This window comes from Mycolicibacterium neoaurum ATCC 25795, from assembly GCF_000691525.1.
In the GTDB taxonomy this organism is placed as follows: domain Bacteria; phylum Actinomycetota; class Actinomycetes; order Mycobacteriales; family Mycobacteriaceae; genus Mycobacterium; species Mycobacterium neoaurum.
In genome coordinates this window covers 181290-194639 of record NZ_JMDW01000012.1, presented here as the reverse complement: position 1 = coordinate 194639, position 13350 = coordinate 181290, and the positions used below count along the sequence as shown (strand labels likewise).

13 protein-coding genes are annotated in these 13350 nt (G+C 68.6%); 7 read left to right on the top strand and 6 right to left on the bottom strand.

From position 1 onward, the window contains the following. Positions 1-48: 48 nt before the first annotated feature. On the top strand, positions 49-633 hold the full coding sequence (locus tag IC40_RS0118555; protein ID WP_030136191.1) for an HhH-GPD-type base excision DNA repair protein: 585 nt from the start codon (positions 49-51) through the stop codon (positions 631-633). Between the two features lie 95 nt (positions 634-728). Here IC40_RS0118555 and IC40_RS0118550 read toward each other — a convergent pair whose 3' ends face one another. Next, positions 729-1385 (bottom strand): nitroreductase family protein, encoded by a 657-nt coding sequence (locus IC40_RS0118550; RefSeq protein WP_030136190.1) that lies wholly within the window; start codon positions 1383-1385, stop codon positions 729-731. Positions 1386-1420: 35 nt separating this feature from the next. On the opposite strand from IC40_RS0118550, the gene IC40_RS27335 reads away from it, so the two are divergent. Next, positions 1421-1570, top strand: coding sequence for a DUF1059 domain-containing protein (locus tag IC40_RS27335; RefSeq protein WP_019510838.1), 150 nt, complete (start codon positions 1421-1423; stop codon positions 1568-1570). A 10-nt stretch (positions 1571-1580) separates the two neighbouring features. Here IC40_RS27335 and IC40_RS0118540 read toward each other — a convergent pair whose 3' ends face one another. Further along, entirely contained in the window at positions 1581-2558 is a 978-nt protein-coding gene (locus IC40_RS0118540; RefSeq protein WP_030136189.1) for an Rv1157c family protein, read from the bottom strand. A 44-nt stretch (positions 2559-2602) separates the two neighbouring features. Further along, positions 2603-3178 (bottom strand): hypothetical protein, encoded by a 576-nt coding sequence (locus IC40_RS0118535; RefSeq protein WP_191293531.1) that lies wholly within the window; start codon positions 3176-3178, stop codon positions 2603-2605. 283 nt (positions 3179-3461) lie between these two features. Here IC40_RS0118535 and IC40_RS0118530 point away from each other — a divergent pair, with 283 nt between their 5' ends. Further along, positions 3462-4667 carry a mannosyltransferase gene (locus IC40_RS0118530; protein WP_234411655.1) on the top strand — a complete coding sequence of 402 codons (1206 nt, stop codon included), beginning with the start codon at positions 3462-3464 and terminating at the stop codon, positions 4665-4667. Here IC40_RS0118530 and IC40_RS0118525 read toward each other — a convergent pair. Next, entirely contained in the window at positions 4612-4896 is a 285-nt protein-coding gene (locus IC40_RS0118525) for a 4a-hydroxytetrahydrobiopterin dehydratase (protein ID WP_030136186.1), read from the bottom strand. The genes IC40_RS0118530 and IC40_RS0118525 overlap by 56 nt on opposite strands. A 27-nt stretch (positions 4897-4923) precedes the next feature. On the opposite strand from IC40_RS0118525, the gene IC40_RS0118520 reads away from it, so the two are divergent. Then, the gene (locus IC40_RS0118520; RefSeq protein WP_030136185.1) at positions 4924-5310 is read left to right on the top strand and encodes a (deoxy)nucleoside triphosphate pyrophosphohydrolase; all 387 of its coding nucleotides are present in this window, start codon (positions 4924-4926) and stop codon (positions 5308-5310) included. A gap of 6 nt (positions 5311-5316) precedes the next feature. Here IC40_RS0118520 and IC40_RS0118515 read toward each other — a convergent pair whose 3' ends face one another. Together IC40_RS0118515 and IC40_RS28050 are read right to left on the bottom strand one after the other, a co-directional pair. Further along, positions 5317-5691, bottom strand: a complete 375-nt coding sequence (locus IC40_RS0118515; protein ID WP_030136184.1) for a hypothetical protein — start codon at positions 5689-5691, stop codon at positions 5317-5319. A 542-nt stretch (positions 5692-6233) separates the two neighbouring features. Then, a complete protein-coding gene (locus IC40_RS28050) occupies positions 6234-6395 on the bottom strand; it encodes a hypothetical protein (RefSeq protein WP_090559211.1) in 162 nt (53 codons plus the stop codon). A 64-nt stretch (positions 6396-6459) separates the two neighbouring features. Here IC40_RS28050 and typA point away from each other — a divergent pair, with 64 nt between their 5' ends. From typA to IC40_RS0118495, 3 genes are all read left to right on the top strand, one after another. Then, the gene (gene typA, locus IC40_RS0118505; RefSeq protein WP_030136183.1) at positions 6460-8364 is read left to right on the top strand and encodes a translational GTPase TypA; all 1905 of its coding nucleotides are present in this window, start codon (positions 6460-6462) and stop codon (positions 8362-8364) included. Positions 8365-8621: 257 nt separating this feature from the next. Next, positions 8622-11411: a cadherin-like domain-containing protein gene (locus IC40_RS0118500; protein ID WP_030136182.1), complete on the top strand. Its 2790-nt coding sequence runs from the start codon at positions 8622-8624 to the stop codon at positions 11409-11411. Between the two features lie 28 nt (positions 11412-11439). Continuing rightward, on the top strand, positions 11440-13350 hold the full coding sequence (locus IC40_RS0118495; protein ID WP_169740076.1) for an ABC transporter family substrate-binding protein: 1911 nt from the start codon (positions 11440-11442) through the stop codon (positions 13348-13350).

Here is a 13350-nt window from a genome sequence, read left to right as displayed (position 1 = left end):
GCTGCCGTCGGCGGTTCTGGCGAAACTGGACGTCGTAGGCTTGCCGGCATGACCGGGAATCTGTGCCTGACCCAAGATCCAGCGTCGGACGCGTTACTCGAATCGAACCCGTTCGCGCTGCTGGTCGGGATGATGCTGGACCAGCAGATCCCGATGGAGGTGGCTTTCGCGGGGCCGAAGAAGATCGCCGACCGCATCGGTGACGTGGATGCGCGGGTGATCGCCGACTACAACCCCGACGAGTTCACCGCGCTGTGCTCGGAAACCCCGGCGATCCACCGCTTCCCGGGTTCGATGTCCACTCGGCTGCAGGCGCTGGCCCAGGCCATCGTCGACGAGTACGACGGTGACGTGAGCCGGCTGTGGACCGAGGGTGATCCCGACGGTGCGGAGGTGCTGCGCCGGCTCAAGCGGCTACCGGGTTTCGGTGACCAGAAGGCGCGGATCTTCCTTGCGCTGCTGGGCAAGCAGTATGGCGTGACTCCGAAGGGGTGGCGCGCCGCGGCAGGGGATTACGGCAAGGCGGGCACGCACATGTCGGTGGCCGACGTCGTCGACGCCGACTCGCTGCAGGAGGTGCGGGCGTACAAGAAGAAGATGAAGGCCGCCGCGAAGGCTGCGAAGCAGGCCTGAGCCGTCGACCCGGAAGGCTGCGAAGCAGGCCTGACGCCAGCTGACTCTGCACTCACGGCGCGAAAGTGCGAGTGGCACGCGCCGTCACCGCAGAGTCAACCGAACGCGGGGCCGTCGAAGCGCTCCCGGGTGACGAACTCCGAGACCGGTTTGCGGGTCAGTCTGCGGACCTGTGTGACGGGCTTGCCCAGCGGCAGCACCGCGGCCAGCGCGTGGTCATCGGGTATCGCGAGCAGTTGTTTCACCGCCGGCTCCTCGGCGATGGCCATCGTCGTCAGGACACCGCCGAAGCCTTCGTTCCGCGCGGCCAGCAGGATGTTCCACACCAGCGGATACACCGAGGCGCCCGCCACCACGCCGATGCGGTCGAGGTCCTGGTCGAAGGCCGCGACCACGCCGAGGTCGACGCAGATCACCAGCAGCACCTCGGCGTCGAGCAGATGGGTGGCCCGCGGCACCTGCACCGCTGCCAGGTCTTCATCGGACACGCCCATGGGATGCAAGGGATTCCACGGGCTTTCGCCATTGCGCTTCTGGGCGATATAGCGTCGCGCGCCGGTCACGCTCAGATCGGCCAGCGCCGACTTGGTGGCCTCGTCGCGGATCACGATGACGTGGGTGCCCTGCCTGTTACCGCCGCTGGGCGCGAACCGGGCGTTGTCCAGGATGCGGGTCAGGGTCTCATCGGGCAGCGGTTCACCGGTGAACTGGCGTACCGCGCCGGTCGTACGCATGACGTCGTAGGTGTCCATGCTCACCATCTTGGCGCGTATGCGATTGTGGACATATGGCCAAGACACATCTGAACTGCCCCTGCGGAGAAGCCATTCAGGGCGCCGATGAGGACGACCTGGTCGCCAAGGCGCAGGCGCATCTGTCCGAATCGCATCCCGGGCGCGAGTACGACCGCGAGATGATCCTGTTCATGGCCTACTGAGGCCGCCGATCTAGGGCACCACCGTCGAGCCGATGGTGGGCATGAACTGGCACTGCTTCTCGGTGGTGGTGACCTGACCGAAGATGGTCGACATGATGCTGCCCGAGCCGGTGTCGGCGATGGCGGTCAGCGTGGTCGGGCCTGCCGGGTTGATATCGGCCTGCGGTTTGAGCGTCGCGGTGCCTGACTTTCCGGTGCTCAGGTTCACCCAGGTGACATTGAGGGGCAGCTTCTGCTCGGCGGCCGGTCCCGGGGTGCCCATGGCGGTGAAGATGTAGGCGGTCTGGCCGGGGCCCGGGCCGGGCGCGGGAATCTTCGCCGGGCCGGCGACCGAGATGGCGGCGGCCAGTACGTTGCCGCCGTCCTTGAGGCATCCGTTGCTGATCGACGGGTACATGAAGTCTTGTGTGGTGGGCGCGTCCGGGCCGAAGTCGGGCATCGCGCCGGGTGCCGGTGCGGGCCCTGGCGCGGGAGCCGGTGCGGCCGCCGCGGCCAGCGGTTCGGCTGGAGCCGGAGCCGGGGCCGGGGGCACCGCTTCGGGTGCCGGGACCACGGGCGCGTCGACGGCGGCCTCCGGGGCAGCGGGTATGGCATCGGGGATCGGGCCCACCGAGTAGGCGGGGTTGATCCCGGCGGGCAGATGGGCCTCGGCGCCCGCGCCGGCCGCAGGCGTGTGCACCTGCGGCGCGGCGGCGAACTGGTTGACCGCGGTGGCCAGGTTCTGCGAATCAGCCGGAGCCGCCGCGTTTCCCGCGAATGCGGCGGCGGCCGCCATCAACATCGACGCCGCATCGCCTGGGTTGGCGGCGGCCTGCTGGATGGCGGGTCCGAGAGTCTCCATCGCCGGTAATCCCGGTGCCTGCAGATTGTTGATCGGCAGCGGCATGGGCGCGGCCGGATCGGCGTGGGCAGGTATCACCGAGCCCCCGCCCAGCACCACGAGCGCGGTGGCCGTGGCACTGGTGAGCGTGGTCCGGATCGATGGCATGTCTCCCCCTGGCTAGGTGGTGGTTACGTTGGCGGCGCTACTGATCAGGGCAGGCCCGACAGCGGAACGAACATCGGCACCAGCGACTGGGCCGCGTCCGAGGCGTTGGGCAGGCCCGCGGCCGGAGCGGCAGGGGCACCCGGCGCTGCCGGTGCGGCGGCGGGAGCGGCGCCGGTCGCCGGCAGCAGGCCCGCCAGCGGGGTGCCGGCCGGCATCAGGCCGGCAAGCCCGGGAACCAGGTTCTGCACACCGGCCATCGCGGCGGCGGGGGCGGCGGCTGCTGCGGGAGCTGCCGCGGCAGGCACGGCGCCGGGCACGGTGGCCGCGGCCTGGTTCAGCGGAGCGCCGGCCGGGGTGATCGGATCGACCGGCAGCGTGCTGGCAGCCTGGTTACCGCCGGTGAGCACCGAGGCGACGCCCTGGATGATCTGCGGGGCGACGGTCTGGATGCTGGCCAGCTGCGGCGCGAACGGCACGTTCGGCGCGCCGGGGATGGCCGGCGGGTTGGGCACCGGGGGAGCCGGCTCGGCCACCGCGGCCGGGCTCAGCGTCAACGCGGCCACAGCCGCGCCGGCACCGGCAATCATGCTGGTGGCAAAGAGTTTTCTGAAAGATGACACGGTTCTCCCCGTTTCGTTGGCGGCACGTCTGAAACCGAAGGTAGCGAGTTACTGGTGTTACTCAAGTGACAGGAGTGTGGTTTATTCAACCGTTACGGAGGCGTGCGCCGACGGTGATCGGAACGGCGTTCCGGCGCCGTCACCGGACCGGCGCCGAGCGTGAAACCTCGTCGGGATCTGACGTCCGCGGGCGTCGAGGTTGCACACTCGGCGGGAGCGCAGCGCCACCGGCTGCATCTCGGTCGATAGAGTCGGGCCGGTAAACACCGACCGCTATGCCTCCCTGACCGCGCAGCTCTACCGCTGGGCGCCCCTGCTGTTGGTGTTGAGCATGCTGGCCCGGCTGGCGTGGACCTACCTGGTGCCCAACGGGGCCAACTTCGTCGATCTGCACGTCTACGTGGGCGGTGCCGACACGCTGGAAACCCCGGGCGCGCTGTATGACTACGTCTACGCCGAGCAGACCCCGGACTTCCCGCTACCGTTCACCTATCCACCGTTCGCCGCCGTGGTCTTCTATCCGCTGAGCCTGTTGCCGTTTGCCGTGGTGGCGTTCATCTGGCAGCTCGGCATCTTCGCCGCCCTCTACGGTGTGGTGCGCATGAGCCTGAACCTCTTGGGCTGCAGCGACATTCGCCCGGCCATGGCCTGGACCGCTGTCGGGATCTGGACCGAACCCCTACGCAGCACCTTCGACTACGGCCAGATCAACGTGGTGCTGGTGCTGGCCGTGCTGTGGGCGGTGCAGAGCAGCCGGTGGTGGTTGTCGGGCCTGCTGGTCGGGCTGGCCGCCGGCGTCAAACTGACCCCCGCGGTGGCGGGCCTGTACTTCGTGGGCGTGCGGCGCTGGGGTGTCGCGGTGTTCTCGGCCGTGGTGTTCGCGGCCACCATCGGTGTGTCGGCCCTGGTGGTCGGCGAGCAGGCCCGCTACTACTTCACCGATCTCCTCGGCGACGCCAGCCGCGTCGGACCCATCGGCACCTCGTTCAACCAGTCATGGCGCGGCGCCATCTCGCGCATCGTCGGTCATGACGCCGGGTACGGGCCTGCCGTCCTGCTGGCGCTTGCCCTCACCGCGGTGCTGGCCGTTCTCGCCTGGCGTGCGGTCGGCACCGGCGATCGCCTCGGCGGCATCCTCATCGTGCAGCTGTTCGGGCTGTTGCTGTCGCCGATCTCGTGGACGCATCACTGGGTATGGCTGATCCCGCTGATGATCTGGCTGCTACACGGACCGCTGCGCGACAGTCTGGGTGCCCGGGTTCTCGGCTGGGGTTGGCTGGCGCTGACCGTGATCGGGGTGCCCTGGCTGCTCAGCTTCGCCCAGCCGACCATCTGGGAGATCGGCAGGCCGTGGCAGCTTGCCTGGGCAGGCCTGGTCTACCCGGTGGCCACCGTGCTCACCCTCGGCTGGTTGGCCGCCCGCGGTCGACCGCTCAGTCGGCGAGCAGTTGATCGATCGCCTTCGCCAGCTCCACATCCTTGTCCGTGATCCCGCCTTCGGAATGTGTGACAAGCGCGAACTGCACTGTGCGCCAACGAATATCGATATCGGGATGGTGGTCTTTCCGCTCTGCCAGTTCGGCGATGCGGCTGACCGCACCGATACCGTCCAGAAACGTCGGGAACTCCACCGACCTGCGCAACGCGCCGTCGGAGCGCTCCCAGCCGTTCAGCTCGCCCAGCACCGCGTCGACGCGGTCATCGCTCAATACAGCCATGAATCCGACGGTATACCGTCGAGCTCGATGACCGAGCAGATCGTCGTTGCGGGTGCGCTCATTTCCGACGGCGCGCTGCTGGTGGCCCAGCGGCAACGCCCGGCCGAACTGCGCGGGCTCTGGGAACTGCCCGGGGGCAAGGTGGCACCGGGGGAGAGCGAGGCCGACGCGCTGATCCGCGAGCTGCGCGAAGAACTCGGTATCGAGGTCAGCGTCGAGGCTCCACTGGCCGCGCAGGTGGTGCTGAGCCCGACGATGACGATGCGCGCCCACCTGGTGACGCTGCGCTCGGGTAGTCCCCATCCCCTCGACCACCAGGCGCTGCGCTGGGTGCGCGCTCCCGACCTCGACGCACTGGCCTGGGTGCCCGCCGACCGAGCCTGGATCCCCGAGCTGACGGCCGCGTTGAGCTAGCTGCTGCTACCAGCTGCCCAGCGGGGCGCCGCGCCGGAACTGGCCGTTGGCGCGCACGCCGAACGGGTTCGAGGTGGTGCCGGGAACGGCGATGATGCCGTCGCGGACCTCGCCCTGGGTTTGGATGCCGCCACCGTCGGCTCGGCGGGTGTCGGCCAGCGCACCGCGCGCGACACCCTGGCCCGAGCGACGCAGCGCGTTCTTGTCGAACTCCGAAGCCTGCCGACTGGTGACGTTGGGTCGCGGGGTGATCTCTTTGACATCCGCGGCGGCGGTGGCCGCGCCGACGGTGGCGAACGCGGCGGCGACGGCAGCGGTGCCCAGGCCCATGGCGGTCATCTTGGTGGCGAGGCGCCACAGGCTTCTGGTGGTCTCCGGCATCGGCTCGAACCCTTCGTCACATCGGACCAATATGGTCGCTCTACTCGTCGCTCAGGAACGGCGAACGTTACCATCCGGGGTCCCGCCAATCGGCGCCTTCGGGTCGCGTGCGCGGCTTTGCTGTCCGAGATGTATTGACGAGCAGGGTAATTGGGAATCTGAGAAGTTCTCAGTAGCAGGGCGTGTGCGGCTGACTGGCAAGCGCTAATCCGCCGGCCGCAATCCGGTTTGCTCGGCGGCGCGATCACCCCTGCCGATGTGCACTGTCGGGCGCGGTGCCGGATTGCCGTAACCACGGCCGCCGGCGTAGTCGCGGACTCTCGGTCGCGCGTCCGCCGGTAGTGACATGCGGCACACTCCGAGCGATGTGCGGGGCCGCCTGGCGGATCGTCGGGGCCGGTGTGCGGCCGCCGACGCGGTCGGCTCGGACGGGCGTGGCCAGGGCCACGTTGCGACGCTGTCCGCACCGTCGCACGGATACCGCGGACAGGGCCTTCGCGATGCGGTGTGGCCCCGGGTGGAACCGGCAACACCGCAGCTCATCAGGCTTTTCGGGCGAGCTTGTACACCTTCTCCAGTTCCTTGCCGCGTATCCCGTTGTGTGCCGCCTTCTGAACCTTGTGCAGGACCAGTGGACACTTCTTGCACCGGGGCTTGCTACGGCAGCATTTCTTCTTCGGCTTGGCCAAGAGCAGCTTCTTCACGCACGCCTTCCACTGAACCCCGTCGTTTTCGTGATCGGGTACTCACACTGCGACAATCACTGACGTGGATTCTCGCCCTAACTTTCGCAACGTAGCCATCGTCGCGCACGTTGACCACGGTAAGACAACGCTGGTCGACGCCATGCTGCGGCAGTCCGGTGCGTTGTCGCACCGCGGCGACGATTCGACCGAACGCATCATGGACTCCGGTGACCTTGAGAAAGAAAAAGGCATCACCATCCTGGCCAAGAACACCGCGGTGCACCGGCACAACGCCGACGGCACCGTCACGGTGATCAACGTCATCGATACACCAGGGCACGCCGACTTCGGTGGTGAGGTCGAGCGCGGCCTGTCCATGGTCGACGGTGTGGTGCTGCTGGTCGACGCCTCCGAGGGTCCGCTGCCGCAGACCCGGTTCGTGTTGCGTAAGGCCCTCTCGGCGCATCTGCCGGTGATCGTCGTGGTCAACAAGACCGACCGGCCCGACGCCCGCATCGCCGAGGTCGTCGAGGAGAGTCACGATCTGCTGCTCGATGTTGCCTCCGACCTCGACGAGGCTGCCCAGGAAGCGGCCGAGAAGGCGCTCGACCTGCCCACGCTGTACGCCTCGGGCCGCGCGGGCATCGCCAGCACCAGCCAGCCGGCCAACGGTCAGAACCCCGACGGCGAGAATCTCGACCCGTTGTTCGACGTGCTGATGGAGCACATCCCGCCGCCTCAGGGTGATCCCGACGCGCCGTTCCAGGCCCTGGTCACCAACCTCGACGCGTCGGCGTTCCTCGGCCGTCTTGCGTTGATCCGCATCTACAAGGGCAAGCTGAAGAAGGGGCAGCAGGTTGCCTGGATGCGCGAAGTCGACGGGCATCCGGTCATCACGAACGCCAAGATCACCGAACTGCTGGTGACGGTCGGTGTCGAGCGCACCCCGACCGATGAGGCCGTCGCCGGCGATATCGTCGCGGTCGCGGGCATCCCGGAGATCATGATCGGTGACACGTTGGCCGACCCCGAGCATGCCCACGCCCTGCCGCGTATCACCGTCGATGAGCCGGCGATCTCGGTCACCGTGGGCACCAACACTTCTCCGCTGGCGGGCAAGGTCTCCGGTCACAAGCTGACCGCACGCATGGTCAAGAACCGGCTGGACTCCGAGCTCATCGGCAATGTGTCGATCAAGGTCGTCGATATCGGCCGACCGGACGCCTGGGAGGTGCAGGGCCGCGGTGAGCTGGCGCTCGCCGTGCTCGTGGAGCAGATGCGCCGGGAGGGCTTCGAACTGACCGTCGGCAAGCCGCAGGTGGTCACCCAGACCATCGACGGCAAGCTGCACGAACCGTTCGAGGCGCTGACCATCGACTGTCCCGAGGAACACCTCGGCGCCATCACCCAGTTGATGGCCGCCCGCAAGGGCCGCATGGAGCAGATGACCAACCATGCCGCCGGGTGGGTGCGGATGGACTTCATCGTGCCCAGCCGCGGTCTGATCGGCTTCCGCACCGATTTCCTCACCATCACCCGTGGCACCGGTATCGCCAATGCGGTGTTCGACGGTTACCGCCCGTGGGCGGGGGAGATCCGGGCGCGGCACACCGGCTCGCTGGTCTCGGACCGCAGTGGCCAGATCACGCCGTTCGCGATGATCCAGCTGGCCGACCGCGGACAGTTCTTCGTCGAGCCCGGCCAGGAGACCTACGAGGGACAGGTCGTCGGGATCAACCCACGCGCCGAGGACCTCGACATCAACATCACTCGTGAGAAGAAGCTGACGAACATGCGCAGCTCTACCGCCGATGTGATGGAGACCCTGGCCAGGCCGCTGGAACTGGACCTGGAGAAGGCCATGGAGTTCTGCGCCGAGGACGAGTGCGTCGAGGTGACCCCCGAGATCGTGCGGGTGCGCAAGGTGGAGTTGACGGCGAGCCTGCGGGCGCGTGCCAAGGCGCGCGCCAAGCAGCAGAACTCCTAGTCCCGCAACGAGCCGACCGGAAGATCTTTGCGATCGGCAAATTCTCGATGGACGCCGATCATCGGGGGAATGCCGGGCCGATGTTCGTTGAGACTCTGTCGCGCGGACGGATTCGCCCGCCCTCGCGGCCGGGTGGTATCCGCCGCCGCGGTGTGACGCGGAGCTGAGCAAACTTCCGATGTCGCCGAAACGGCCGTTCGCGCGGTGCTGATCGCGTTACGCTTCGCACCGTCCGGGCAGGGCGGAGGGGGCATCCGATGGCACAGCGATCTGAAATCGGACGACATCGCAAGGGACCGGCGACACAGTTCCGCTGGCCCATCGGTCGGGTGGGTGCGCTCGCCGTGGCGCTCGGGGTGGGTGTGGCACTGTCCAGCGCCGTGAGCAGCGCGGTGGCACACGCCGAGGACGCCCCGAACACGGCACAGTCCGCAGAATCCGGTGGCGCCGATACGGTCCCGCCGGATCGCGGCCAGACGTCGGAAATCGCTGGTGGCGACGACGGCGAGCTGCCATCGGCCGACCCAGTCGCCGAGTCCGCCGACGAGGACGAGACCGCCGACGAATCCGCCGAGGAACTCGAGCCGCCCGGTGCTGCCGAGCCGAGCCGGCAGCGCGAGCGGTCGCAGGAGCGGGCGCCGATCACCGGCGACGCGCACGAGGGTGATCAAGGCCAGGACCCGATCGACGGGACGATCACCGAAGTGTCCGTCACCGAACCAGCACCCCCCGACATCGTTGCCGAGCTCGAATCGACGTCAGTGCAGCCGCCCCTTGAGGTGGCGCCGGCGCCGGCGCACGACCTGACAGAAGGGGCGGCGCACATCGTGGTCAGCCCCGAATCTGCTGCGGTGCAGGATAATTCCCTGACCGTCATCACCGCCTCCGGGGCGCCGTCCGCATCCAACGATCCATGGGGCCAGGTCGGGACGCCGCTGCTGTGGGCGGCACTGGCTTTTACCCGCCGTGAGGTCGCCACCGACAGCGAATCGGCAACCGGCGCGCTATCGCTGGTCGCGGCGCGCACGGTGTCACCGGTGGCCACCGCACCCGCCGGCGCCGTCACGCCGGTTGCGGCCGGCGCCGCACCGAACCTGTTCGAGGTCGTCGGTACGACGGTCAGCCGCATCATCAGCGGTATCGGGACATTCATCAGCACGGCCCTGTCCAATCTGGTGGCCGGGCTGGCGAACATCATCGCCCGGCTGTTCAACACACCGCCGGTGGCGCGCGGGGACGGGTACAGCACCATGCAAGACGCCGCACTCACCATGACGGCGGGCGACGGCGTGCTGGCCAATGACACTGACGCCAACGGCAATCCGATCACTGCCCGGTTGGTGACGGGCCCGGCCAACGGGACGCTGACGCTGACCTCGGACGGGTCGTTCACCTACACCCCGGACGCCGGCTTCAGTGGGACGGATTCGTTCAGCTACCGCGCCGACGATGGATTCTCGGCAAGCGGGCCCGCCACCGTCACACTGACGGTGACGCCGGTGGCACAGCCCAACCAACCCCCGGTCGCCGTCGACGACTCCTACACCACGGCCGAGGCGACCACCCTGGTGGTGCCGGTGGGTTCGGGGGTGCTGGCCAACGACACAGATGACGACACCACACCCCTTGCGGCGCAGTTGGTGACGGGTCCGAGCCACGGCCAGTTGACGCTGGCGGCGGACGGATCGTTCACCTACACCCCGGACGACAACTTCAGCGGAACCGACTTCTTCACCTACAGCGCAGCTGACGGTGCCGTCACCGGTAACAGCGCCACGGTCAGCATCGTGGTCACCGTGCCGGGCGGTGTGTCGCCGGTGACCACGGTGGGTGAACCAGACCAGACCAGCGGGCTGGTCACCGGCCGGGTCACCGTGGTCTCGCGCACCGGTAACCCGGTCACGTATTCGCTTGCCGCACCTATCGATCCGGCACTCGGGACCGTCACCGTCGATCCGGTCACCGGGCAATGGGCCTTCACGCCCAACCCGCAGGCCCGGCTCGACGCCAACCCGGCCCCGCCGATATCGCTCGTCGCGCGCGCGGCCGCGACCGGCCAGCAGACCGTCACCTTCGTCATCGAGGCCGCCGACGGGGTGAACGTGGTGGCGGTGCCGGTCGCTGCGCCCATCGACCCGACCGCCGCGGCGACGACCGCGACCATCGAGCTGGGCGCCGCCCCGACCGATGCGGCGGTGATCGGGGACCGGCTGTATATCGCTGCCGGTGGTCGTGTGCTGGTGTTCGACACCGCGACCAACGCGAAGGTGGGGGAGTTCCAGGCCGGCACCAACCCGACCACCCTGACCGCCGTCGGCACCAAGCTCTACATCAGCGAATCACCGCCGGCCGGTGGCAACGGAACGGTACGCGCCTATGACACCGTCACCGGCGCCGTGGTCGCCGTCATCCCGGTGGGGGAGAGCCCAGCGGATATGCAGCTCGTCGGGTCGCGGCTCTACGTCGCCAACGTCGACAACGCGGGGTCGCCCGCCACCGTCATCGATACGCTGACCGACACGGTCGTGGGCACGGCACCGGTCGGTATCGCCCCGTTCGGTCTGGCGACGACCGACACCCGGCTCTTCGCCGCGAACTACGTGTTCGGCACCGTCACCGTTGTCGACACCACCGACAACACCCAGATCGACGTCTATCCCGCGACGCCGGCGATCGATCCGATCGTGCTGACCGCGCCTTTCACCAACCCGCTGGTGGCGCTGGCGATCAGCGGTGATCAGCTCTACGTCGCCAACGTCGGGGGCAACACCGTCTTCGTCGTCGACACCACGACTTACCAGAAGATCGGGGAGATCGACGTCGGGGCGACGTCACTGGGCGTGACCGCGGCGGGCGACCGCGTGTATGTGGGTCGCAGTGACGGCACCGTTGCGGTCATCGACACGGTGTCCAACACGGTCGTGGACCCGGTCGAGGTGGGCGCCAGTCCCAATCGATTCGCGGTCGGTGACGGGCGGGTCTACGTCGTCAACGCCCAGGCCACGACGATTTCGGTGATCACCGACACGGCCCTGCGGACCGTCTGATCGAGAAGCGGCGGTACCGCCGGATACCCTGAACGGCGTGCCGACAGCCCGCCGACTCACCACCACTGTCGCCGTCCTGTCGGCGTTGCTGCTGGTGGGCTGCACTGTCAGCCCCCCGCCGGCCCCGCAGAGCACCGAGACGACGCAGACCCCACCACCACCGCCGGCCAAGGCCATGCAGATCATCATGGCCATCGACGCGATCGGCGCAGGGTTCAACCCGCACCTGCTTTCCGACCAGTCCTCGGTGAACGCTGCCGTCTCCGCGTTGGTGCTGCCCAGCTCGTTCCGGCCGATTCCGGACGCGAACACCCCCACCGGGTCCCGCTGGGAGATGGATCCCACCCTGCTGATCTCCGCGGAGGTCACCAATGAGGAGCCGTTCACCGTCACCTACAAGATCCGCCCCGAAGCGGCCTGGACAGATAACGCCCCCATCGGGGCCGACGACTTCTGGTACCTGTGGCGCCAGATGGTCAGCGTTCCCGGGGTTGTCGACCCGGCGGGCTATGACCTCATCACCGGGGTCCAGTCGGTCGAGGGCGGTAAGACCGCGGTGGTGACGTTCGCCCAGCCCTACCCGGCCTGGCGCGAGTTGTTCAACAACATCCTGCCCGCGCACATCGTCAAGGACATGCCCGGCAGCTTCGGCGCCGGCCTGGTGCGCGCCCTTCCGGTCACCGGTGGTCAGTTCCGGGTGGAGAGCATCGACCCGCAGCGCGACGAGATCATGCTCGCCCGCAACGACCGCTACTGGGGTCAGCCCGCCGCCCCCGACCAGATCCTGTTTCGGCGGGGTGGATCGCCTGCGGCCCTGGCCGATTCGATTCGCAACGGCGACACCCAGGTCGCCCAGGTGCACGGTGGGCAGGCGGCGTTCGCCCAGCTGTCGGCGATCCCGGATGTGCGCACCGCCCGGATCGTCACGCCGCGCGTGATGCAGCTGACGCTGCGTGCCCAGCAGCCGGAGCTGACCGATCTGCGGGTGCGCAAGGCACTGCTGGGCCTGCTCGACGTGGACCTGCTGGCCGCCGTCGGCGCCGGCTCGGACAACACCGTGACGCTGGCGCAGGCGCAGGTGCGTTCCCCGTCGGACCCGGGGTACGTGCCCACCGCCCCGCAGGCGATGAGTCAGCAGGATGCGCTGGCACTGCTCGCCGATTCCGGGTACCAGATCACCCCGGTGTCTCCCACTGCGACGGCGACGCCGGGAACACCGGCGCCCGATGAGGCGCGGGGCCAGCTCATGCGCGACAGCGAACCGCTGACGCTGGTGCTCGGCGTGGCCGCAAACGACCCCACCTCGATCGCCGTCGCCAACACCGCCGCCGACCAACTGCGCAGTGTCGGCATCACGGCCTCGGTGTCGGCACTGGACCCGGTGAAGCTCTATGGCGATGCGCTGGCCGACAACTCGGTCGACGCGATCGTCGGCTGGCATCATGCCGGCGGCGATCTCGCCACCGCGCTGGCCTCGCGCTACGGCTGCCCGGCGCTGGAGGCCACCGCCGTCTCGACCGTCACACCCACCCCCAGCGTCACCGTGACCACCACGATGCCCACATCCGGCACCCCGGCCGGCCCGACGCCGCCGAAACCGGCGCCGAAACCGTCGCCGACGCCACCCACGACGACCGGTACGTCCGCACCCCAACCTCCCGGCGGCCCAGGAGAATTGGTGCAGGCGCCCAGTAACCTGACCGGGATCTGCGACCGCAGTATCCAACCGAGGATCGATGCCGCGCTGCGCGGTACCGAGGAGATCGGGAAGGTGATCGACGCCGTCGAACCGCGGCTGTGGGAGATGGCCACGGTGCTGCCCATCCTGCAGGACACCACCATCGTGGCCGCCGGCCCGCATGTCGCCGGGGTGAGCCTGAGCGGCGCAGTGCCGGTCGGCATCGTCGGCGACGCGGGCAAGTGGGTCAAGCAGCCCTGA

Excerpts from the sequence above, each read along its gene's own strand:
- IC40_RS0118555 (WP_030136191.1), top strand. The coding sequence starts at position 49 with ATGACCGGGAATCTGTGCCTGACCCAAGATCCAGCGTCGGACGCGTTA.
- IC40_RS0118550 (WP_030136190.1), bottom strand. The coding sequence starts at position 1,385 with ATGGACACCTACGACGTCATGCGTACGACCGGCGCGGTACGCCAGTTC.
- IC40_RS27335 (WP_019510838.1), top strand. The coding sequence starts at position 1,421 with ATGGCCAAGACACATCTGAACTGCCCCTGCGGAGAAGCCATTCAGGGC.
- IC40_RS0118540 (WP_030136189.1), bottom strand. The coding sequence starts at position 2,558 with ATGCCATCGATCCGGACCACGCTCACCAGTGCCACGGCCACCGCGCTC.
- IC40_RS0118525 (WP_030136186.1), bottom strand. The coding sequence starts at position 4,896 with ATGGCTGTATTGAGCGATGACCGCGTCGACGCGGTGCTGGGCGAGCTG.
- IC40_RS0118520 (WP_030136185.1), top strand. The coding sequence starts at position 4,924 with ATGACCGAGCAGATCGTCGTTGCGGGTGCGCTCATTTCCGACGGCGCG.
- IC40_RS0118515 (WP_030136184.1), bottom strand. The coding sequence starts at position 5,691 with ATGCCGGAGACCACCAGAAGCCTGTGGCGCCTCGCCACCAAGATGACC.
- IC40_RS0118500 (WP_030136182.1), top strand. The coding sequence starts at position 8,622 with ATGGCACAGCGATCTGAAATCGGACGACATCGCAAGGGACCGGCGACA.